Here is a 21,010-nt window from a genome sequence, read left to right as displayed (position 1 = left end):
CTGTTTACCCCTTGGTTACGCACGATGAGACAGTGAAATCCGCGACGTTGCCGTTGTTGTATTTGCCGACGATTTTGTCGAAAAGCCTCCGGTCGACCTTCGAGAAGTACTGCACGGGCGCGTTTGCCTGCGGCTGCGTGACCGTTGCGTACCGATCCATCGTAAGCTGGGTCGATGAAGCTTTTACCGTCTCCACCCACGCATCGAAGCCCTGCTGGCTCGTAGCCACCGTACGGAACTTCATGTCAGAGAAGCCTTTGCCGCTATAATTCGACGAGAAGCCCGTGAAGTCGCCCGCTTCGTCGGCGATCAGGTGTAACCGGGTTTGCATGCCGGCCATCGCGTAGACTTGAGTGCCAAGTTGCGGGATGAAGAATGAGTTCATCACCGAGTCCGACGTGATGCGAAAATTGACCGGCGTGCTCACAGGCACCGCCAATTCGTTCAGTGTAGCGATGCCGAGGTCAGGATAGATAAAGAGCCATCTCCAGTCGACCGCGACGACTTCGACGTTGATGGGCTTCACGTCTGATTCCAGTGGTTTATAAGGGTCGAGCTCATGCGTGGTACGCCACGTAAGGATGGCGAGGAACAGAATGATGGCAGCGGGTATGGTCCAGATCACCACTTCAATCGCCGTTGAGTGAACCCAGGTCGGGACGTAGCGTGCGCTGCGGTTCGACGCGCGGTAGCGCCACGCGAAGGCAAGCGTGAGGATAATAACGGGCACAACGATCAGCAGCATGGCCCATGTGGCCGAGGCGATGAGTGATCTCTCCGCCGTGCCTACGCTACCCTTGGGACTCAGCACGAGAAAGTTGGGTTTGCACCCAGCAAGAGAAACGAACAGCCAACCACCGATGGGGATTAACCGCTCTTTAAAAGCTTTCCTGTCTGTCATGCCCATCTTCTCCCAAGTTGCCACTGTACAAGGAGCGAAGCCAGCCGTTCACTGAATGGTCTGTCGCTTGAGATTCGCAACGTCTAGAACTTCACCCCGACGCCAATACCAATGACCAGCGGATCGACATGCAAGGTGCCAATTGACGAGCCGCTAAGCGATGCGTCAGTCTTCATCCATATCTTCTTGATGTCGGCGTTAACGAATAGACTCTTTGATGCCTGCACGTCAATCCCGACCTGCAGTGCAGGACCAACGCTGTGATTCTTTATAGCGACGGGTACACCTCCCGCGTGCAATCCGTTGTTATAGAAGAGCGTGTAGTTGAGTCCGGCACCAACGTACGGTCGAACGCGTCCCGCATGATTAAAATGATATTGCAATAACAATGTCGGTGGCAGCAAGTTAGCGCCACCAAGGTCGCCGAGATTCGACGTCAGGTGATGACGTGAGGTACCAAGAATCAACTCCACGCCGATGCTGTCCCGTACCATATAAGTGAAATCGACCTCTGGCACCAGCGCGTTGCTTACGCCGACATCGAGCACGGAAAGCGTGTCAGTCCTGCGAACTTGCGGCTCAATGCTTATCGCGCGGAGGCGTACCAACCAATCACCTGCGTAGTTTCCGACGACTGCACTGTCAGCGGCGTTAGCTGCGTGCGGTCCAAATGGTGACATAAGGAGTAGTGCAGCAGCCACATTGCGGAGTTGCTTTATCATTGTCATTACCTTTAGCCATTAACCTTCTGCACTGTGCACGAACTTGTGGCCGATAGCGTTGATCGCAATCAACTGATGTTTTGCGCAGTGCTTGTGTGCGTTCCCGCGTCGCAGACCATATAAATTCTTGCACTTCTCCGTCCGCGCTCCGAATTGCGCAATGCGTCCCGAAATGCTTTTCAGCCGATCGTGGGATGGCGATCTGCCGTGTAGCTCTCCGTGACACTAAGTAGCGTTATGAATGGCAAAATGCAGCGCGGAGAAGTCGATCTTCGTCTGCTGGTCGACTAACCGCCGACGCTTCGCGAAAGGTCCGGCGCAATCGTCCCGCCGCTCCTATTTGTCGATTTTTGCCTTCGCGCTTCGGTATTGCCAGCGATGTCGAGCAACTAGGGAGACCCAATATCCATGCTTTCCGGAGGGTTGAACTGCCCCCCCTTTGAGCACTCAACACTGAGCCCATCCCCGAACAGCTCCACCTCTCACCGGATGATGTCATAGCTGTAATCGGTCTTCGAGATGTCAATCGTGTTTGCATCGAGTGTCTCGAAGAATTCATCCAGCAGCGCTAACAGAACGCGTAATGCCCCCGCATACCCCCACGTCGGATAGCGATGGTAATGGTGACGGTCGAAAATCGGAAACACGAGTCGGACGAGCGGCGTACCAGTGTCGCGCTCCAAGTACTTTCCGTGTGTATTGCCGATCAGGAAATCCACTGGTTCCGTAAATAGCAGCGAGCGCAAGTGCCATAGATCGCGCTTTGGATAGACCTTGCATCCTTCACCGTATGGCGACGCGTCCAGCAATGCCCGAACCTTTTCCGCCCACCCGTCGTTACCGTTCGTCGAGAGCACGTGCACTGGCTCCGCACCCAACTCGAGCAGGAAGTTCGTGTAGCCGAGCATCTGATCTGGATCGCCGTAAAGCGCATAGCGCTTGCCGTGCAGACTCGCCTGACTGTCTGCCATCGCATCAACTAGTTGCCCACGCTCCTTTTCAAGTTCAGCCGGAATTGGTCTTCCCGTCACCCGCGAAATCTCCATGAGGAAATGATCTGTACCGGAAACGCCGACAGGCGCATTCAGTGACACGACTTCGTGACCATGATCCGCGAGGAACTTGCTGGTCTTCTCACAGCAATACTCCTGGAAGACGAACGTTGCTTTGGCGTTCAGCGCACGCTCGACTTCCTCTTTCGTAGTCCCGCCCTCGTACATCCGAAATTCGCCATCAGTTGGGGTGTTCCATGTTCCCGATGGATCGCAAATAATATTCACGCTTACGCCAAATAAATCGAAGATACGCCGAATCTCCTTCATGTTTCCGACCACGAAGCCGTCGAATCCTCCGATAAAGTTTACGCTCTCGTCCGGCACTCGCAAGAGTGGTGCTGTAGTGCCTGCCTTGCCGTCCCAAAAGTACTTGAGGATGCCCAAGAGCGCATTGTCGTAGCCGGTCACGTGGCTGCCGACAAAAGCGGGCGTATGTGCGAACGGCACGTCGTAATCTTGTGGCACGCTGCCCTTCTGCTTGCTATTCTTGATGAACGCGTCGAGATCGTCGCCAATCACCTCCGCCATGCAGGTCGTGGAGACGGCGATCATGTCGGGCTTGTAGAGATTGTACGCATTCGCAAGACCGTCGATCATGTTGTTCAGACCACCGAAAACGGCCGCGTCCTCCGTCATGGACGAACTGACGCATGACGTTGGCTCTTTGAAATGTCGCGAAAAATGCGAACGGTAATAGGCCACGCAGCCCTGCGAGCCATGCACGAAAGGCAATGTCTTATGGAATCCGTTCGCCACGAACACGGCACCAAGAGGTTGACACGCCTTGGCTGGATTTATGGTCAGTGACTCTCGGGCGAAGTTCTTCAGTTTATAATCTTCTGTCTTTGTCCATTCGGCGACCTGATTTATCGCCTCGTCGGAATGGTTGAACTCGAAGTTATCTTTCTTATTCCGAAGGAGCTCCTGATACTCCGGCTCGCGAAATAGCAGTTCGTGATCGAGAATTTTGTCGCTTGATTGGGGCATGATTCACTCCTGTATTGGTGTTCTATGCAACCGGCAGTCGGCACCCATGCCGCTACCAGCCCGCAGCGCTCACGCCGCCTTTTTCCACGGTGCCTTCGACAGGCTCCAGACTGGACTCGAGATCGCCATGTCCATGTCCCGCGCGAAGATTGCGAAGCCGTCGTAGCCATGATATGGGCCAGAATAATCCCAGCTGTGCATCTGGCGGAACGGGACGCCCATCTTCTGAAAGACGTATTTTTCCTTGATGCCGGAGCCGACGAGGTCTGGTCGCGTATGTTCGACGAACCTCTCGAATTCGTAGCCAGTCACGTCGTCGTAAATCAGAGTGCCGTCTTTTATGTGATGCGTTGTGCGCTGGTAGTCGTCGTTGTGAGCAAATTCGTAGCCGGTACCGACAACTTCCATCCCAAGATCCTCGTACGCGCCTATCACGTGGCGCGGGCGAAGGCCACCTACAAACAGCATCACTTTTTTCCCCTGAAGCCGCGGCTTATATTTGGCTATGACGGCGTCCATCAACGAACGGTATTTTTCGATCACCTTCTCGGCATTTGCCATAATGGTGTCATCGAATCGGCTCGCAATCTCGCGCAAGCTTTTTTCGATCATTGTCGGGCCGAAAAAATTGTATTCGACCCATGGAGTGCCATACTTCTCCTCCATGTGCCGGCTGATGTAGTTCATCGAACGGTAGCAGTGAAGTAGATTGAGCTTAGATCGCGGCGTATTCTCAAGTTCTGCGAGGGTGCCATCGCCTGACCACTGCGCGATGACCCGCAGGCCCATTTCCTCGAGCAAAATGCGGCTCGACCACGCATCACCGCCAATGTTGTAGTCGCCGATGATCGCGACATCGTACGGTGTGGACTCAAGCGCAGATCGCTGTCCCGAATCGGCGCGATCGAACACGCAGTCGCGAATCGCATCGTTTGCGAGGTGATGACCGAGTGACTGCGATACGCCTCGAAAGCCCTCACAGCGCACTGGTACGATCGTGTGCCCGCCGTACTGCGCGCTTTTCCTTTTAGATACTGCCTCAATATCGTCACCAATGAGGCCGATCGGGCATTCGGTTTGTACGGATATGCCCCTGTTCAGCGGAAACAACTCCTGAATCTCGTCAACGATCTTATCGAGTTTCTTGTCACCGCCGAACACAATGTCCTTCTCTTGGAAGTCGGACGTGAATTGCATTGTGACAAACGTATCGATTCCTGTCGTCCCGACGTAGTAGTTGCGGCGCGATCCCCACGAGTACTGCCCGCATCCGACAGGTCCGTGACTGATGTGAATCATGTCCTTGATCGGCCCCCAGACTACGCCCTTCGAGCCCGCGTATGCGCAGCCCCGAATTGTCATCACCCCCGGCAAAGACTTTATGTTTGACTTCACACCACAGTCAGGCTTGCCCTGTTCGAAGGAGCCCAAATGCTTAGCCCGCCGTTTAGCCATTTTTTCAGGGTAAGCTCGCAGCACTTCGTCGATCAAGGCCTTATTCGCAGCTTTGCGTTCTTCAACCGTCGCGATCATTGAATATCCTATAAGTGAAGACTGTCATCGCGGGAGACGGCAGCCGTGCGTCACACGGCAACCGTCGTCAAGCACTCGTCAGGCGGTGAGCTCGGTGGCGGTCTTGCCGACTTGGGACTCATCGACTTGCACCATAATTCCCTTTTCCATCAGTAGGTCTTCGAGCTCATCCATCGTGATCGGGGTCGGGATCACGCCATTGCCGCCGTTGTGGTGAACTTTCTCCGCAAGCGCGCGATATTGCCCAGCCTGCTCGCTGTCCGGCGCATACTCGATCACGGTCATCCGACGAAGTTCCGCGTGCTGAACAATGTTGTCGCGCGGAACGAAGTGAATCAATTTAGTGCCTAGCATCGCTGCGAGCGATTCGGCCAATTCGAGTTCCTTGTCGGTTTTACGCTCGTTGCAAATGAGTCCACCCAAACGTACACCCCCACTGTTCGCATATTTCAAAATTCCCTTCGAGATATTATTAGCGGCGTACATCGCCATCATTTCTCCCGACATCACGATGTAAATTTCCTGTGCCTTGTTCTCGCGAATAGGCATTGCGAAGCCGCCGCAAACGACGTCGCCGAGCACATCGTATGACACGTAATCGACTCCGTCGTAGGCGCCATTCTCCTCAAGGAAGTTGATCGATGTGATGACACCGCGACCCGCGCAGCCGACGCCCGGCTCAGGGCCGCCCGACTCCACACAGCGGATGTTCTTGTAGCCTATTTTCATCACGTCATCGAGTTCGAGGTCTTCGACCGAGCCGGCTTCGGCCGCGAGAGAGAGGATGGTGTCCTGAGCTTTCGCGTGCAAGATAAGACGTGTCGAGTCGGCCTTCGGATCGCACCCCACGATCAGAATCTTTTGCCCAAGGTCGCTAAGTGCCGCAAGCGTATTCTGCGACGTGGTCGACTTACCGATGCCGCCCTTTCCATAGAAGGCAATTTGTCGAAGTTGAGACATTGTTGTACTCCATTGAGATTAGAAGGTAAAACCATAGGTGCGAATCAGCACTTAATAGCCGCGACCAAGTCCTCAGCCTGCTGTGTCTGTATGGTCTTCTTCTAGAGTCACGCATCGGCCGGAGTGTGTCCGCGCCCTCCGTCCCTGCAACGTCCATGCCACAAGCCCCTGAATCGACCAAATGCTCGCTCAGCGAGGCCATCCGCAAACTCTCAAATTCCGGCCACCGACAATTTCGACGTCGTGTTCCTGACAAACCGCACGCCGCTTTGCCCCAAATGACATCCACATACAGAGTCGCTGCCCGCTTGATCCGGCTTACCGCAGTATTGGCCAGCATGCAGCATTGGTACGGATGTTGCGAGTTTCTGGCTGCCCGCTGAAAAGGCACGATCCAGCACCAGATTCACTATGCCAAGCTATTTCTCCAATTAGGATTACATAATGTCTGATACGCTAAGCTATCCTGCACTTAGTGGGACACCATTTGCCCGCCTCGATCGCGAGGGGCGCCTCCTCAACCCCGTCTTTAAGGGCCGCACGAATGAGGCTGACAGGATCGGCTTTCGCGGCGAGCTGGCGCTACGATTTGGGCCTCACCTCGCCGACGAGGCCCGTCCGCCCGAGCTCTCTTGCGAGCAGGTGATGGCTGTCGCGAATGCTGGCGACCCACACGTCCAATTCTTCGCAGGTTGGCTATTGAGTTTTGAACACTTGACTAACGTCGGAGAAGTACTCGGCGAGGCCCTGTCGAACCATGGCAAGTACTTCCTGTTCTGTGACAACATCGATCTGTCCAGTCGCTTTCAGGTGCCGTACAAAGAAGCGACGTTTTATGTCCTGCCGATACTCGAATCGACAGTCTACAACGAGATGCTCGAACTCCTTTACCTGGAGAAGGGCGAACTCAAGAGGAAAGACACTGCCGGGAAGCTCGACGCTATCGTCGATGCGGCGATGCAATTTAGCTTTTCCTTTGACACGATAAGTTACGCGGAAGGCCTCAAACGGATGGGACCGATTCGCGATCAAAATGAAAACAGGCCCGTCTGACGACCGCGTCACGGCAGGTCGCCCGCATGTAATTGCTGACTCGCGTTTCAGAATGTGACGGCGGTTCCAATCACCTCCACCGGAGTGAAAGCATGTCAATGCGCACCAAGACCGCATCACGTCAAACCGCGTCACTCGAGACACCCCTACTCGAAAACCCGAGCCACAGGCGTACGGATATCGTGAACGCCGACGCAGATCTTCATGCACCTCCGTGCGTGGCGGTTATGAAATGGCTCGATGCTCACGACTTTCCGGACACACAATCGCGCAGCATTGACGGCATTACGCCCTTAATGCTGGCGGCGCTGCACAGCGAAGACTACATTGTCGCTGCGCTACTCGAATCAGGCGCACGCATCAACGCCCTCGACGACGAAGGAAACCATGCGCTGTGGTATGCATGTTTGGGCGGCGCACCAGGACCGATCCTTCGGTTGGTCGGTGCAGGACTCGCTCTTGATCACTTAAACGCGGACGATATGACGTGTCTGATGCAGGCGGCCGCCACCGGTCGATTTGAAGTTATGTGGCTGTTGCTGTCACTCGGCGCGAATGACAGTCTCGTTGCGCCAGACGGCCGTGACGCGCTCGACATGGCTGCCGATTTGGGACTCCAGTTACTGCACGCGGTACACGAACGCAGGGGCCCCAAATTGGTCTCAGCCGGCGAATCGCCTTATTATGGCCCGGGGAGCGCGCGCGGCGTCTTCTCCGATAATGTTTCCCGCTGACCTGCCCCTCGTCATGCCGCTCTACGACTATGTATGTCGCAACTGCAGGTTGCGTTTCGAAACTCTCGTGCGCACGGACTCGCCCGTGGCCTGCCCCCGCTGTCAGAGCACCGAACTGGAGAAGCAGGTCAGTGCGCCGTCCGCCCCAGCGCGCAGCAGGGCAATCATCGCTGCGGCGCGCCGTCAAGCGGCGCATGAGGGACATTTCAGCAACTACTCGACGGCGGATCGCAGCAAACTGTTGCGTGAGAGTTAATAAAGGCGCAGCGACAACATGGCCGATGTTACCTTCTTCTCTCTTTCCGCTGTTCGACCTAGAGATAGATCGGGGCCCCCGCACCGACGTTGGTCGCCGTGTCCTTCAAAGTTTTGACGATGTACTTCACATCCTGAACAGTAAGCTGAGTGTGCAGCGGCAACGCGAGTGCTCGATCCCCAATCCGCTCGGTATCGGGCAGGCAGCCTCGTCGACCTCCAATAGCATCGGCGGCCTTCATGTAATGAAACTGCTCATGCAACGGATGGCTGTAGGCTGCCGTTTCTACCCCGCAAGCCAGCATGTCGTCAATCATTTGAGCACGCGCGCTGTGAGTAAACCGCTTGCCCAGATGCACAACGTAAAGCATCCAATTCACTTCGTCCACGTCCTCCGCCTGATACGGTGGTTTGATGCCTTCGAAGCTCTCCATCGCTTCATGATACCAGGCTTCGACCTGCTTCCGTTGGGCGAGCCTCTCCTCGAGCCCTGCCAGTTGTGCCAGGCCGAGCGCGGCGGTGATTTCGCTCATACCCGCCTGCAGCGGCACCTGGGCACCGAGGGAGACCGACTTTCGATCGGCGCTCAGACATCGCCTCAAGTAACGCAGTTCGTGCGCCAAGCTGTCGTCGTCAGTGACGAGCATTCCGCCCTCTCCCGCACACAACGCGGAGGGTGGCGAAAAGTCAAAAACCGTCACTTTACCGAACGACCCCACGCAGCGCCCACGGTAGCGTGATCCGAGCGCCTCAGTGCTATCCTCGATCAGGCTCAGACCATTCACATCGGCAAGCTCGAGCAACGATTGCCAGGCGGCAGGATGCCCGTTAGTATTTCCCGCAAGGATTGCACGCGTCCGATCTCCAATCTTCTCTTGTGCCTTCATCGCGTCGAGGCAGCCGCTCCAATAGTCGATATCGGCAAACACCGGTGTCGCCCCAGCGAGGGTGATCGCATGCGCGATCTGATGCCATGTATGCGATGCGCAGATGACTTCATGGCCTTGACCGATGCCGAGCGCACGCAGCGCAATCCAAGTGCCGAGCGTCCCGCTCGCCACTGCGACCGCGTGGATACGGCCGCTCCATCCTGCGAATGCAGTTTCAAAGGAATCGAGCATTGGTCCGTCGCTCCAGCACGACGACTGCAGGACCGCGTGAACCAGCTCGATCTCCCGCGGCCCGCACGCTGGCTCAGTAAGTGAAATTGCCTCAGTTTCCATCGCAGACTCCGTCTTCGGCAAGGATGAGCATATTGGCCTCACTTGCGTCTGTTGTCACGGAGACACAGACACCTGTCGACGTCGCGAGATAAACGCGGCGGCCCCGAAACTGGATGAGGGGTTTCTCATCGACAAGCTCGACGGCGCTAACCCGAATGACTCGCACATCGGGATACAACTTCCGCCAGGTTGCCGCAGCCTCCGGCAGCGTCGGTTCGCTCAGAATTAACTCGGCGATAGCACTGATCTGATCTGCTGTAAGTGCCATGTCAGTCGCGCTCACCCGCGACGCGACGCGCTTCTACGGTGACAGGAAGCGTTGTATCGGCCGGCATCTCCGGCAGCTGGAATCGCCAGCCGTTCGCAAGCGTTATCACTCCGCCCCACATCTTCTTGCCATCGATGCAGACGATCTGCTCCTCGAGATCCTTCTTTGGCACGTAGGCGCTGAGTATGCCTTTCCTGTCCATGCGGATCATTAGTTTCACGTTAAGACTTCCAAGGTCGGTTAAAAGATTCGCACTGCAACAAGTAAATCCAATAAATCTAACGATCGGTCGACAGGCACAGCGCTCGTCGTAGGTGGATCTTGTTCTGCGACGAGCACCTCCCAGCTCTGATAGGCCGATATCGTCCTTCCGCTCTTACGACGGTCCAGCCGGGTGCGATCTCGCCCTCAGTGCCGCGACCGCCTGGCCGTCAAAATTAACTGATGGACCGCATCGCCAGGCTCGCCAACACCACGTGTTCTGGCCATTTCGGCAAGCCGCCAAGCCTTAACCAGAAAGCGACTTTCGCACCGGCCTCAATAGACGTCACCGTTGCAAAGTTCCCGCAACTCCTTGACGCGGATTACCGACGACTAGACGGGCTCCGTCGACTTGCGAACCGTCCGGTGCGTCGTCACCATGCGCGTTACCCGAGCCGCGTCCGACGGTTCCATTGCGGTCAGTTCCCTCGGGGCTACGAAGACCTATCCAGCCGAGATTGGCCGCATGCTCGCCCAAACGGGCGAGCACGTCATGTGGAAGGTGGTCGAGCGTGCATAGCTCCTTGGCGCGCATGCCGACGCGATGGTCGATTTCGACGAAGTGAACTGCATAGATGTAGAACCGTTGCAGGAAGGTTTGGATTCCGATCACATACCCCACGTCGCCTTTGCTGACGAGCGATTCACCCATAGCCTTACCGGCGTAGGTGCCGTCGTTACGGATGGAGAAGCGCGAAATGACGCGCTCACCAATGCTGAAGCGAGGCGCAAATGTGACCTCAATGAGGTCATCGTCGTCAATTCCAGTCATGCTTTTCCTCCTTGTCATACCGAACTGCTAGTTCAAGACAACTGCTGTGGAGGAACGGGGTCACCCGCGTCCGATCGCACTCACATCAATCCGAACGACATCCGCACTGACCGCAACGGCAGACCGTTGGTCCTCCTTGATAAATGCGAAACCTGACCGATCTGGTGTTTCGATAAAGTCGATCTTCAGACCATCTAGCAAAACGCGGCTTTCTGCCGGCAAGAAAAGCCGCAGTCCATGGAGCTCGATGGTCTCGTCGCCGGTCCGAGCCTCTACTTCGGCACTGAATTCGGCGTCGTATCCAGAGCATCCGCCGGACCTGACAAGAAGACGAAAACCAGCACTCGATGGCAAGCCGGAAAAACGCACCACACGGCGCATAAACTTTTCCGCGGCAGCGGTAACAGAAAATTTGGTCAACATGATATTGGCATGGTACCAGTTAGCAATCCTTGGAACATTCCTCAATGTGCTGCCCGTGACTAGCGATGCTAGCTCACCACAATGCACCCGTCCACGGGACAAACGGCCAAGCACTGCGGAGTATCAAACTGTCCTTCGCATACGGTACATTTCTTCGGATCGATCGCGAAGACGCCACCTTTCTCGCTTATGGCGACATTCGGGCACTGCGGCTCGCAGGCCGAGCAGCCGGTACAGGTCGAGGCAATGATCTTCAGGGGCATAATGGCACTCCTTGTAATGATGGTTTGTATAGCGCGCGGGCAGCCGTTCCCTTTGTCCGTCTGCCGCTCAATCAGCAGCAGCCGTCGCAGTGATCGACGTCTTCTGCCGGATCCCAGGGGCGCCACGCTCCACGTGCACGGTCACGCCTTTCGTGATGCGGCTGCAATATTCGATGAACCATATCAGCGCGGCTTTCTCGATTGTTTCGTACGCGTACTGGTCCACCGGCTCAATGCCCGCCTGCGACAGTTCCTTGCGCGGACACAAACCGACCTTCGCAACCAGTACAGCGTGGCAATCGCTGATCGCGTGTATGAGCGGTTGCAGGCGATCTTCATCATCATGGCCGCCCCGACAATACGACTCCACGCGGCGGTGTCCCACAAAGATCGCTCCGCCAGCGCTGACCTCGAAAATCTGGAACTCGGAGACATGCCCGAAATGTGCGTTCACGCGGCCGTCTCCCTTCGTCGCGACAGCGATCAGCACCTTCAGGTCGGCCGGCACTTCGCTCGCCTTCACCAAAGCCATTGCAGTCTGTTTCGCGTCGCGCTGCACATTGCGTTGCACTTCCACTCGGCGCTGATGTTCCCGACGGTAATTCGCGTCGGACCTAGTTTCCAAGTCGTTGATCCCGTCCAGCTTGAACTCTTCGCGACGGTCCTCACTCAGTAGACCTACTGCGTCCGCACGGCACTGACGGCAATGGCGCATTAACGTAGCGCCTCCCTTGCAACGGTCCTGCACGGCCATTAACTCGCTAGCAGTAGGGCCACGCTGTCCGTGCAGTCCGAAATACGTGCCATGCTCAGCGTCCGAGATGAGTGGCATGATGTTGTGCAGGAAAGCACCGCGCCTCTTCACTTCGCTGTTCACCTCGATCAGGTGTTCGTCATTTATGCCTGGAATCAACACCGAGTTGATCTTCGTCAACACGCCGCGCGCCGTGAGCATTTCGAGCCCTCGCATTTGCCGCTCGTGAAGGATCTGCGAGGCCTCCTTGCCCCTGACGCGCCGGTGGTCCCAAAAAATCCACGGGTAGATCAATTCACCGACGTTGGGGTCCACCATATTGATGGTGATCGTCACATGCTCAACAGCGTTGCTGCAAATCTCATCGACAAAGTCCGGCAACGCTAGTCCGTTCGTGGACAGACATAGCTTGATGTCCGGAGCGCGCTCGCGGAGCATACGGAAAGTGTCAAAAGTCCTCTTCGGATTGGCGAGCGAGTCACCGGGACCCGCGACGCCCAACACCGTCAACTGCGGAATCTTGGCCGCGACGGCCATAACCTTATTCACGGCCTGCTCCGGCGTCAGCTTCTCCGACACGACGCCGGGTCGCGACTCATTGGAACAGTCATATTTACGATTGCAGTAGTTGCATTGGATGTTGCAGGCGGGCGCCACCGCCACGTGCATTCGCGCGTAATGGCGATGCGCTTCTTCCGAAAAACAAGGATGCTTGTTTATCCTTTCCCATACTTCTGCCGGCTCGCGCTCAGGCACGTCCGATGAACCGCAGCCCGACTTGTCTGCGCGGCCGTGGGTGTCGCAGCCGTCGATCTGAACAAGCGCATGTCCGGTCACCCTCAGGGTTAGTGTCTTTTGGATGCCGACAGGCGCAGTCGAGGACTGCGTGCTGGCATTCGCGCAATCTTGCATGGATGTTCTCTCCAAAGCCTTCCGTGGTTCGCCGGCTTTATTAGCGAAATCCATGCCACTCACTCGAACTCCATTGGTATCGGTACGTGAGTTTGTCAACCAACTCAGTGTTCTTGTTACGCGTCTTGACCAAAACCCGACAACCAGGCCGTATTCTGTCGCTGTCACGACAAAAATAACGCACTGATCGTGAGCACAAGTTGCTTTTGGTAGGCCACTATCCGCTCTCAATCACCGGCACTGCCGCATTGCGCGTGCGGGGCATCCGCGATCTTCCGCGTGAAGGGCAAGCTTCGGCCGTTCGTGTGGCGCCGACAGGGTACAGCAAAGCGTTGTTTTGACCTGTAGACCTGCACCTGGCACAACGCTTGCGATCGATGGCCGACAACTGAAGAGATCCGACATGAGCAACCCAATCATCAATGACACGACACTTCGCGACGGCGAGCAAACCGCTGGCGTCGCATTTCGCACGGAGGAAAAGTGCGCGATTGCCGCCGCACTGTCGCAAGCGGGCGTCGCCGAACTCGAAATCGGCATTCCAGCCATGGGCGAAGACGAAATGGCGTGCATTGATGCGATTGTCGACATGAACCTCGACGCTCGTCTGATGGTTTGGGGGCGACTCACCGACGAGGACCTCAGCGCGGCGTTACGCTGCGATGCCGACATGATTCATCTTTCGGTCCCGGTATCGGATATTCACTTGCAACACAAGCTACGGCAGCCGCGTAGTTGGGTGTTAGCGCGCATCGCACGCGTCATTGGTAAGGCTGCGAAAAGCCACCCCAAGATCTCCCTCGGTATGGAAGACGCCTCGCGTGCGGACCCTTCGTTCATCTTAGAAGTTGTGCGATGCGCAGAGCAGCATGGGGCCCAGCGCGTACGATTTGCGGACACCGTAGGCATATTGGACCCTTTCAAGACATTCCACGCTATCGCAGCAATTCGCGCCGCCGTGGACCTGGAGATCGAAATCCATTCGCACGACGACCTCGGACTCGCCACCGCCAACACGCTAGCGGCCCTCTCGGCAGGGGCGACCCACGCCAGCACTACCGTCAACGGCCTAGGTGAGCGGGCCGGCAATGCAGCGCTTGAGGAAGTCGTCATGGGCACGCGACATCTGCTCCGACGAGACACCGGCATTGACGCAACTGCGTTACCCGACATCTCATCGCTGGTCGAACGGGCGTCTGGCCGCGCTATTTCCTCCAACAAGAGCATTGTTGGTAGGGACGTCTTTACGCACGAGTCAGGCATTCATACCGACGGCCTTTCGAAGCACCCCACGACCTACGAGGGATTCGATCCCGCAGAACTAGGCCGGCAACGGTCGACGATACTCGGCAAACATTCTGGATCCCAAAGTGTGCGTGACGCCTACGACGCTCTTGGCGTCACAGTGTCCGAGCGGCTTGTGCCCCAGTTGCTTGCACGTATCCGGTCATTTGCCACACAGTACAAACAGGCGCCGGGGACAGCCGATCTGCATCGCTTCCTGACGCAAGCACGTGGCACCCGAGTTAAGGTGTCTTGAGGCCGTCATCGGGTGCGCATTGGTCCAATAGGAGAAACGACGTGCAAGAGGTTATCGAACAACTGCATCGCCTGTCGTCCGCGGAAGACTTCCTGCGATTCTTTGACATTTCATTCGACGAGAAGGTAGTGAACGTCAGCCGCCTGCACATTCTCAAGCGTTTTTTTCAGTACATCGAGCAACAGAAGGCACTACCGCGTAATAACACGGCGGCTGTGTTCTCTATCTATCGATGTTTACTCAATAAGGCCTACAACGACTTCGTCTTGTCCACGCCCGCAGAGCAAAAGGTTTTCAGAGTCTTTCAGGAAGCGGACGGACGGCGGGTCGTCTCAATTGACCAGCTGCGCGCGTCGCTGCCAGCACGCCACGACGCCTGACCCCGGAGTACCCAATGCATATTGTCGTTTGCATCAAGCAGGTACCGGACTCGGCACAGATCCGCGTTCACCCTGTCACCAACACCATCATGCGTCAAGGCGTCCCCGCCATCGTAAACCCGTACGATCTGTTCTCGCTGGAGGAAGCATTGAGGCTAAAGGACCGCTTTGGCGGTACTGTAACCACACTCTGCATGGGGCCGCCGCAGGCTGAAGACGCACTTCGCAAATGCGTCAGCTATGGGGCCGACGACGCTGTACTCGTCACCGATCGCGCTTTCGCTGGCGCCGACACGCTGGCAACGTCATATGCGCTGGCTGCCGCGATCCGACAAATCGCCAAGGAACAGCCGGTCGATATGATCTTTACTGGCAAGCAGACTATCGACGGCGACACTGCTCAGGTCGGCCCCGGCATCGCTACACGCATGGGCTTCCAGTTGCTCACTTACGTGTCCAGGATCGTGAAAATTGACCTCACCGCACGCTCGATCGTCGTCGAGCGTCGCGCAGAAGGCGGCGTACACGTACTCAAAACTCGATTGCCATGCTTGGTGACGATGCTTGAGAACACCAACGAACTTCGCTTCGCGACCCTGCCCAGAATGATCCAAGCGGCAGCTTTTCCGGTACGGAAATGGAATCGCGAGCAGGCCGGCATCGAGGACGTTAGCAAAATTGGGCTGAAAGGCTCACATACCGTAGTGAGCAAAGTGTTCGGCCCAACACCGCGCGAGCAAAAAGCCGAGATGCTCACACTGGATATGGCGAGCCTGCGCGGCGTCTCGTTGGATCTGGTGCATAGGATGTTCGCTCGCCATCCGACTTTGGAGGCAGACGTGCTAATGAAGAGGACCTTATGAACTCGACCGTTGCCGCGAAAAAGCAGCCGGCCTTGAACGCCAGAGGCCGCAACCTAGAGCTACCCGAACATCTGAAAAACTACACCGGTGTCTGGGTCTTCCTTGAGCACGACCGCGGCCACGTGCATAACGTGTCGTGGGAGCTGCTCGGCGAGGCGCGCAAGCTTGCAGACAAACTTGGCAGCAACGTCTGCGTGGTGGTGCTCGGCGGCACGGATGAGCCCCTCGAAAAGTTTTCAACTGAGGCGTTCAGCCTTGGAGCAGACAAAGCCTATGTCATTCACGACCCAGTGTTGCGTGGCTATCGCAATGAGCCATTCACGAAGGGGCTGACCGATCTGGTCAACAAATACCGCCCTGAAATTCTACTGCTCGGCGCGACCTCGATGGGCCGGGATCTCGCCGGCTCCGTTGCGACAACCCTGCTCACCGGGCTCACCGCCGACTGCACCGAACTGAACATCGATCCGACCTCCCGGGCACTGGCGGCCACCCGTCCGACGTTTGGCGGCTCGTTGCTCTGCACGATCATGACGCTTGCATATCGCCCGCAGATGGCGACGGTACGCCCACGCGTCATGGCGATGCCCTCAGCGCAAGAAGGCCGCGTCGGCGAGATCGTGCAGGAAACACTGGGGCTCGTCGAAGCCGACATTGCCACCAAATTGCTCGACTTTGTCGCCGATGCGACGACTTCTCAGATCAACCTTCCGTATGCGGATGTGATCGTCAGCGGCGGCAAGGGTCTCAAAACTCCGGAGAATTTTCAACTGGCGTTTGATCTGGCGCGCGTACTCCGTGGTGAAGTCGGCGCTACGCGCCCCTGCGTGCAGGCAGGTTGGGTCGAGGCGGATCGACAGGTCGGGCAAACTGGCAAAACCGTGCGGCCAAAACTTTATATCGCAGCCGGCATCTCGGGGGCAATCCAGCATCGCGTCGGCATGGAAAGCTCGGACGTGATTGTCGCAATCAACACCGATCCCAACGCACCTATTTTCGATTACGCGCATTACGGCATCGTCGGGGACGCACTTCAGTTGCTGCCCGCGCTAACGCACGCCTGCAAGGAACACTTGGCATTTCGGCAAATGCGAGACACCAGGAGAGTTAGATGAGAGAATCGTCGCAATTCGACGCGATCGTCGTGGGTGCCGGACCGTCGGGCAACGCTGCGGCCTATGTTATGGCTAAAGGTGGACTGAAAGTACTTCAAATCGAACGCGGCGAATATCCCGGTAGCAAGAACGTTCAAGGTGCGATTCTATACGCCAATGCACTTCAAGAAATCATCCCAGACTTCCGTGACGACGCGCCACTTGAGCGCCACATCATTGAACAGCGCATGTGGATGCTCGACGATACTTCGTTTGTAGGCACACACGCGCGTAGCGACGACTATAACAAGCCACCGTATAACCGCTACACGATCATACGGGCGCAATTCGACAAGTGGTTTTCGTCGAAGGTCCGTGAGGCCGGTGCCTTACTGATCTGCGAGACTACGGTGAATGACCTGATTCTGGACGGAGACCAAGTTGTCGGCGTCCAGTGCGACCGCGAACACGGCGAAGTTTATGCGGATGTCGTGATTCTCGCGGACGGCGTCAACTCAACTTTGGCCCGCAAAGCGGGCTTTCATGGTGAGATCGAAGCGCGCAACGTCGCACTAGCTGTGAAAGAGATCCTCTTCATGCCCGAGGAAACAATTCGCGAGAGGTTTAACGTTGCCGATCAAGAAGGCGTTGTAATAGAGATGGTTGGACGAATCACAGATGGCATGGCAGGGACTGGGTTTCTTTACACGAACAAGGAGTCGCTGACGATCGGCGTCGGCTGTATGCTGAGCGACTTCAAGAAGAACTCTAATCGCACAACCCCGTATCTGCTTCTCGAGAAAATGAAGCGTCACCCGTCCATCGCTCCTCTTATCGCGGGCGGCGAGATGAAGGAGTACTGCGCGCACCTCATTCCCGAAGGAGGGTTTAATGCGATCCCGCAAGTATACGGTAACGGCTGGATGATCGTCGGTGACTCGGGCGGCTTCGTCAATGCCGCGCACCGAGAAGGCTCCAATCTCGCGATGACGACGGGGCGCCTCGCCGCCGAGACAGCAATAGCCGCCAAAGCGGCCGGCCGCCACGGCTACCGTGCCAGCACGCTGTCAGCGTATAAGGACGCGCTAGACAAGAGTTTCGTGATGAAGGACTTGCACAAGTACCGCGATATGCCGAAGGTCTTACACCATAATCCCCAGTTCTTTACCACATACCCTGATCTCGTCGCGAAAGCGGCCCGCACGATGATGACGGTCGATGGCATCGACAAGAAGACCAAGAAACGCGAGGTCATAACCAGCTTCCGTAAAAGTCGCTCGGTGACAGGGCTGATCGGCGACGCATACAAATTCTGGAGGGTTTTCCGATGAATAATACGATCACTGCCAACATCGACGAAAAGCTGTTTCAAAATCGCTACCGAGTGGACGTCGGGCGGCCGCACGTCCGCATAAAAGACGTGGACATTTGCACCAACGATTGCACAGAAAAGAGCTGTACATTCGTGTGTCCCGCCTCCTGTTATAGGAACGAGAACGACGGCTCAATCACGTTGGTCACCGACGGCTGCCTCGAATGCGGTAGTTGCCGCATTTTGTGCACCGAACACCATAATGTTGAATGGGCCTATCCGCGCGGGGGATATGGCATACAGTTCAAGTTCGGTTAAACGAACAAGCTCAGTATCGCTCCCGCGGCTGAGCGCCTTATCACATCCGGAGAAACTTTGATGAATCTCATTACTGGTATCGAGTCGACGGATCTGTTCGGCGGTGAAGTTCCGGCCGGCGTACTACAGCTGCTCGAGAGAACCCGCCGCGGCAGCGATGACGATGTGGCCGCCGCGTTGTGGACCGCCATCCTGTCCTATCCGCGCTGCCTGCCACCCTACTATCTGCTATATAAGTTCCATGCAAACCGGGGAGAACTTGGCGAGGCGCATAGAGTCGCAACGAGGGCTTTGGCGGTAGCTGCCTGGGAAGCGTCGATCAGCAGTGATTGGTGCGCAGTGCAGCCGGACGACGCGGACTTCTCCATTCCCGGGCCGGCGCGCTTTTGGCTCTTTACGCTGAAGGCGCTTGCGTTCATCAGCGTACGGCGTGGCGAACGGGCCCTTGCACTGAAGCTGATTGCCAAACTACGCTGGCTGGACCCGATTGATTGCATCGGTTTCGAGGTCGTCGAAGCCTTACTCGCGCAGTCAGAACACGGCAATCGCAAACTGACGAATTGACAGACAGCAATTCGTCACTAGAAGGGGAACTCCCACGATTCATTGGAGCTTTTCCGCTGCCCAATCGAAATGCGCGGTCAGCTTTGTGATGCTCAATCCTTCCGGCATGTTGCATACCACCTCCTCAACAACATGCAGATCATGGCTTCGTGCGTGTTCGGTGCGGAAGGCAATCCCGGTATCGTCAATGTCGCGTCTACCTTCATGCAGGGGTGCGCATCAATCTGGCCGAAGGTTGCGAGCGAATTCCGGACCTCGCCGCTGACGGCGTCGCAATCCCCGAACAGCTAATGCAATTCTAGTTCGAAAAGCATGAGAACAACGGGCCGCCAGCGGAATTGAGCATCCTTTCGTGCGATGTGGGGGCGGCTGTTCTGCTCGTATCAGTAGCAATCCAGTTGGCCGGATGCAATTGAGACGATGCGGCAACCATTCGCATCCGGCCAGTCGACACCGCCCGGTACCGTTACTCCATCGACCGCACCATCGCGGCCACCCCCGACGCCGACGACCGAAGTGGGCGCAAAGTAGACGCGCTCGGGTGGCCACGCGTGGGTAGTGCGAACCGGTCACCCGACAGCTACAGATCAGCCGTCGTTGACGCTCGGGCCGTCATGCCCCGGATAAAGCGATGCGCGCGCCATTGAAGCAAAGCCTGATGCAGACGCTTGGACACCGATCAGGACGGCAAGACCGACTCAATGCCTGCGCGTCGTGCAACCTGCCGAAGTGGCGGAGGGACTCAGGACGCCGACAGTCGTGCGGGCGTCGATTTATTACGCAGATCCGCCCCCTTTACTATCTTCCCGCCTCAATAATTGAGGCTTTGGCCAGCCAGACCCGGCATGATTCTCGCCCCCAAGTCGCAGTCATGATCCGGGCGGTGTTGTCACCGGGCCTGGTGGGTGGCTGGTGATCCGCTAATAGGAGCTCGGCTGGGATATTCCAAGGCCGTCCGTAACGAGTGTTTTGCAGGTTGAGCGGTTTGGCCTGCAACAACGGTGACAAGTCTCGGCATCCACGCGCTTGATTGCGGCGCTTGCCCTGCTGGACCTTACGAGCCAGTCGGACTGGTTGCTGCTCTGTCATGGATCGTGCCGAACACGAGGCAACCGTGAGCGTCACGCGATGGCTAACTAGCGATCCCGTCGCGCGTGGTTTCGATAAATTGCGCAAACCGGTCGCGGCGACCAAGCCAACCGGGCATCTCGCCCTAGAGGGCATCTCGTACAATGGCACCTTGCCGACGATGATCGCGGCGACCGACGTGCCGAACCTTGACGCGATCGTGCCGGTACAGGGTATGAGCAACGGCTACGACCATTTCCTTACAGCGGCGTCGATGCGGATATTGATCCGGTTGGGTCCGTACATGGACCAGCAAGAGGCGGCCGCCCGCACGCCGATCTGCGAACTGACGCGATTCAAGGCGGTGGCTGACTCTGATGACGTCACTTACACCTACAACGACTTCTGGTAGGCGCGCAATGGTTGTCGCTCGTCGACTAGATCGAAGCGGCCAAGCTAATCACGCAGGCTGGTTAGGGCTACACCGGATGCCGCAGGCGTGAACGATGAGACAATCGCCACATTCGGACAGAACCTGCCGGGCAATCGGTACAAGCTGATACGCTTCACACCGTGCTCTTCGCAATGCGGTTTTTGTTAAGGCCGTGTCACTTATCCCTAGCTGGCAGGTTGACGACCATCGTCAACCGGATAACGCCCCGTTCGCGCCGGCCTCATCGCAAGGGCTTCCACACCACTACGGACGGCTCCCCCTCGTTGCGGCATCGGAGTTTTTCGTCATGGTGTTTGTCCCTTGTTTTTTCCGGCCATCAGGTCCGTAAGTCGGACCGGTTC

At 56.8% G+C, this 21,010-nt stretch carries 23 protein-coding genes; 11 read left to right on the top strand and 12 right to left on the bottom strand.

Annotated elements, in window-relative coordinates; all coding sequences use genetic code 11:
- Positions 1–4 precede the first annotated feature (4 nt).
- From cyoA to nifH, 5 genes are all read right to left on the bottom strand, one after another.
- Positions 5–901 (bottom strand): ubiquinol oxidase subunit II, encoded by an 897-nt coding sequence (gene cyoA / locus QFZ91_RS24090; RefSeq protein ID WP_429523991.1) that lies wholly within the window; start codon positions 899–901, stop codon positions 5–7.
- Between the two features lie 83 nt (positions 902–984).
- Entirely contained in the window at positions 985–1,623 is a 639-nt protein-coding gene (locus QFZ91_RS24085) for an OmpW/AlkL family protein (RefSeq protein WP_429523992.1), read from the bottom strand.
- 482 nt (positions 1,624–2,105) lie between these two features.
- Positions 2,106–3,665: a nitrogenase molybdenum-iron protein subunit beta gene (gene nifK / locus QFZ91_RS24080; protein ID WP_429523993.1), complete on the bottom strand. Its 1,560-nt coding sequence runs from the start codon at positions 3,663–3,665 to the stop codon at positions 2,106–2,108.
- A gap of 69 nt (positions 3,666–3,734) precedes the next feature.
- Positions 3,735–5,198 (bottom strand): nitrogenase molybdenum-iron protein alpha chain, encoded by a 1,464-nt coding sequence (gene nifD / locus QFZ91_RS24075; protein ID WP_429568739.1) that lies wholly within the window; start codon positions 5,196–5,198, stop codon positions 3,735–3,737.
- Positions 5,199–5,276: 78 nt separating this feature from the next.
- Positions 5,277–6,158 (bottom strand): nitrogenase iron protein, encoded by an 882-nt coding sequence (gene nifH / locus QFZ91_RS24070; protein WP_429523995.1) that lies wholly within the window; start codon positions 6,156–6,158, stop codon positions 5,277–5,279.
- A 444-nt stretch (positions 6,159–6,602) separates the two neighbouring features.
- On the opposite strand from nifH, the gene QFZ91_RS24065 reads away from it, so the two are divergent.
- From QFZ91_RS24065 to QFZ91_RS24055, 3 genes are all read left to right on the top strand, one after another.
- A complete protein-coding gene (locus tag QFZ91_RS24065; RefSeq protein ID WP_429568738.1) occupies positions 6,603–7,211 on the top strand; it encodes a hypothetical protein in 609 nt (202 codons plus the stop codon).
- A gap of 92 nt (positions 7,212–7,303) precedes the next feature.
- Positions 7,304–7,945: an ankyrin repeat domain-containing protein gene (locus QFZ91_RS24060; protein WP_429568737.1), complete on the top strand. Its 642-nt coding sequence runs from the start codon at positions 7,304–7,306 to the stop codon at positions 7,943–7,945.
- A 13-nt stretch (positions 7,946–7,958) separates the two neighbouring features.
- Positions 7,959–8,201, top strand: coding sequence for an FmdB family zinc ribbon protein (locus tag QFZ91_RS24055; protein ID WP_176369876.1), 243 nt, complete (start codon positions 7,959–7,961; stop codon positions 8,199–8,201).
- Between the two features lie 58 nt (positions 8,202–8,259).
- Here QFZ91_RS24055 and QFZ91_RS24050 read toward each other — a convergent pair whose 3' ends face one another.
- From QFZ91_RS24050 to nifB, 7 genes are all read right to left on the bottom strand, one after another.
- Positions 8,260–9,423 (bottom strand): DegT/DnrJ/EryC1/StrS family aminotransferase, encoded by a 1,164-nt coding sequence (locus tag QFZ91_RS24050; RefSeq protein ID WP_429568736.1) that lies wholly within the window; start codon positions 9,421–9,423, stop codon positions 8,260–8,262.
- The gene (locus QFZ91_RS24045; RefSeq protein ID WP_176369819.1) at positions 9,413–9,691 is read right to left on the bottom strand and encodes a hypothetical protein; all 279 of its coding nucleotides are present in this window, start codon (positions 9,689–9,691) and stop codon (positions 9,413–9,415) included. The genes QFZ91_RS24050 and QFZ91_RS24045 overlap by 11 nt, the downstream gene beginning before the upstream one ends.
- 1 nt (position 9,692) lies before the next feature.
- Positions 9,693–9,911 carry a putative nitrogen fixation protein NifT gene (gene nifT / locus QFZ91_RS24040; RefSeq protein ID WP_429568735.1) on the bottom strand — a complete coding sequence of 73 codons (219 nt, stop codon included), beginning with the start codon at positions 9,909–9,911 and terminating at the stop codon, positions 9,693–9,695.
- Positions 9,912–10,238: 327 nt separating this feature from the next.
- Positions 10,239–10,724: a nitrogen fixation protein NifZ gene (locus tag QFZ91_RS24035; RefSeq protein WP_176369818.1), complete on the bottom strand. Its 486-nt coding sequence runs from the start codon at positions 10,722–10,724 to the stop codon at positions 10,239–10,241.
- Between the two features lie 60 nt (positions 10,725–10,784).
- Positions 10,785–11,147, bottom strand: a complete 363-nt coding sequence (locus QFZ91_RS24030; RefSeq protein WP_176369817.1) for a HesB/IscA family protein — start codon at positions 11,145–11,147, stop codon at positions 10,785–10,787.
- 68 nt (positions 11,148–11,215) lie between these two features.
- The gene (locus QFZ91_RS24025) at positions 11,216–11,410 is read right to left on the bottom strand and encodes a 4Fe-4S binding protein (RefSeq protein ID WP_084598351.1); all 195 of its coding nucleotides are present in this window, start codon (positions 11,408–11,410) and stop codon (positions 11,216–11,218) included.
- 67 nt (positions 11,411–11,477) lie between these two features.
- A complete protein-coding gene (gene nifB / locus QFZ91_RS24020; protein WP_429569125.1) occupies positions 11,478–13,076 on the bottom strand; it encodes a nitrogenase cofactor biosynthesis protein NifB in 1,599 nt (532 codons plus the stop codon).
- Positions 13,077–13,479: 403 nt separating this feature from the next.
- On the opposite strand from nifB, the gene nifV reads away from it, so the two are divergent.
- The 8 genes from nifV (at position 13,480) to QFZ91_RS23980 (ending at position 20,627) form a co-directional block, all read left to right on the top strand.
- Positions 13,480–14,616, top strand: a complete 1,137-nt coding sequence (gene nifV, locus QFZ91_RS24015) for a homocitrate synthase (RefSeq protein ID WP_429524001.1) — start codon at positions 13,480–13,482, stop codon at positions 14,614–14,616.
- Positions 14,617–14,657: 41 nt separating this feature from the next.
- A complete protein-coding gene (gene nifW / locus QFZ91_RS24010; protein WP_176369815.1) occupies positions 14,658–14,996 on the top strand; it encodes a nitrogenase stabilizing/protective protein NifW in 339 nt (112 codons plus the stop codon).
- Positions 14,997–15,010: 14 nt separating this feature from the next.
- Entirely contained in the window at positions 15,011–15,859 is an 849-nt protein-coding gene (locus QFZ91_RS24005) for an electron transfer flavoprotein subunit beta/FixA family protein (protein ID WP_429568734.1), read from the top strand.
- Positions 15,856–16,974 (top strand): electron transfer flavoprotein subunit alpha/FixB family protein, encoded by a 1,119-nt coding sequence (locus tag QFZ91_RS24000; protein WP_176369813.1) that lies wholly within the window; start codon positions 15,856–15,858, stop codon positions 16,972–16,974. Before QFZ91_RS24005 ends, QFZ91_RS24000 begins: the two co-directional genes overlap by 4 nt.
- Complete coding sequence (locus QFZ91_RS23995) at positions 16,971–18,284, top strand: FAD-dependent monooxygenase (protein WP_176369812.1); 1,314 nt, start codon at positions 16,971–16,973, stop codon at positions 18,282–18,284. The genes QFZ91_RS24000 and QFZ91_RS23995 overlap by 4 nt, the downstream gene beginning before the upstream one ends.
- Positions 18,281–18,583: a ferredoxin family protein gene (locus tag QFZ91_RS23990; protein ID WP_176369811.1), complete on the top strand. Its 303-nt coding sequence runs from the start codon at positions 18,281–18,283 to the stop codon at positions 18,581–18,583. The genes QFZ91_RS23995 and QFZ91_RS23990 overlap by 4 nt, the downstream gene beginning before the upstream one ends.
- Before the next feature lie 60 nt (positions 18,584–18,643).
- The gene (locus QFZ91_RS23985; protein ID WP_176369810.1) at positions 18,644–19,147 is read left to right on the top strand and encodes a hypothetical protein; all 504 of its coding nucleotides are present in this window, start codon (positions 18,644–18,646) and stop codon (positions 19,145–19,147) included.
- 1,030 nt (positions 19,148–20,177) lie between these two features.
- Positions 20,178–20,627, top strand: a complete 450-nt coding sequence (locus QFZ91_RS23980) for a CocE/NonD family hydrolase (RefSeq protein WP_429568733.1) — start codon at positions 20,178–20,180, stop codon at positions 20,625–20,627.
- Positions 20,628–21,010 lie beyond the last annotated feature (383 nt).

It is taken from the genome of Paraburkholderia sp. JPY419 (assembly GCF_050435705.1).
GTDB lineage: Bacteria > Pseudomonadota > Gammaproteobacteria > Burkholderiales > Burkholderiaceae > Paraburkholderia > Paraburkholderia youngii.
The sequence above is the reverse complement of the archived record's forward strand: the minus strand, read 5'-3'. Positions and strand labels throughout refer to the sequence as shown.

Coding starts and splice junctions, on each gene's coding strand:
- nifD (WP_429568739.1), bottom strand. CDS start 5,198: ATGATCGCGACGGTTGAAGAACGCAAAGCTGCGAATAAGGCCTTGATC.
- QFZ91_RS23985 (WP_176369810.1), top strand. CDS start 18,644: ATGAATCTCATTACTGGTATCGAGTCGACGGATCTGTTCGGCGGTGAA.
- QFZ91_RS24005 (WP_429568734.1), top strand. CDS start 15,011: ATGCATATTGTCGTTTGCATCAAGCAGGTACCGGACTCGGCACAGATC.
- QFZ91_RS24045 (WP_176369819.1), bottom strand. CDS start 9,691: ATGGCACTTACAGCAGATCAGATCAGTGCTATCGCCGAGTTAATTCTG.
- nifH (WP_429523995.1), bottom strand. CDS start 6,158: ATGTCTCAACTTCGACAAATTGCCTTCTATGGAAAGGGCGGCATCGGT.
- QFZ91_RS23990 (WP_176369811.1), top strand. CDS start 18,281: ATGAATAATACGATCACTGCCAACATCGACGAAAAGCTGTTTCAAAAT.
- QFZ91_RS24055 (WP_176369876.1), top strand. CDS start 7,959: ATGCCGCTCTACGACTATGTATGTCGCAACTGCAGGTTGCGTTTCGAA.
- QFZ91_RS24060 (WP_429568737.1), top strand. CDS start 7,304: ATGTCAATGCGCACCAAGACCGCATCACGTCAAACCGCGTCACTCGAG.
- QFZ91_RS24050 (WP_429568736.1), bottom strand. CDS start 9,423: ATGGAAACTGAGGCAATTTCACTTACTGAGCCAGCGTGCGGGCCGCGG.
- QFZ91_RS24030 (WP_176369817.1), bottom strand. CDS start 11,147: ATGTTGACCAAATTTTCTGTTACCGCTGCCGCGGAAAAGTTTATGCGC.
- QFZ91_RS24025 (WP_084598351.1), bottom strand. CDS start 11,410: ATGCCCCTGAAGATCATTGCCTCGACCTGTACCGGCTGCTCGGCCTGC.
- QFZ91_RS24065 (WP_429568738.1), top strand. CDS start 6,603: ATGTCTGATACGCTAAGCTATCCTGCACTTAGTGGGACACCATTTGCC.
- nifB (WP_429569125.1), bottom strand. CDS start 13,076: ATGCAAGATTGCGCGAATGCCAGCACGCAGTCCTCGACTGCGCCTGTC.
- QFZ91_RS24035 (WP_176369818.1), bottom strand. CDS start 10,724: ATGACTGGAATTGACGACGATGACCTCATTGAGGTCACATTTGCGCCT.
- QFZ91_RS24085 (WP_429523992.1), bottom strand. CDS start 1,623: ATGATAAAGCAACTCCGCAATGTGGCTGCTGCACTACTCCTTATGTCA.
- cyoA (WP_429523991.1), bottom strand. CDS start 901: ATGACAGACAGGAAAGCTTTTAAAGAGCGGTTAATCCCCATCGGTGGT.
- nifV (WP_429524001.1), top strand. CDS start 13,480: ATGAGCAACCCAATCATCAATGACACGACACTTCGCGACGGCGAGCAA.
- nifK (WP_429523993.1), bottom strand. CDS start 3,665: ATGCCCCAATCAAGCGACAAAATTCTCGATCACGAACTGCTATTTCGC.
- QFZ91_RS24000 (WP_176369813.1), top strand. CDS start 15,856: ATGAACTCGACCGTTGCCGCGAAAAAGCAGCCGGCCTTGAACGCCAGA.
- QFZ91_RS23995 (WP_176369812.1), top strand. CDS start 16,971: ATGAGAGAATCGTCGCAATTCGACGCGATCGTCGTGGGTGCCGGACCG.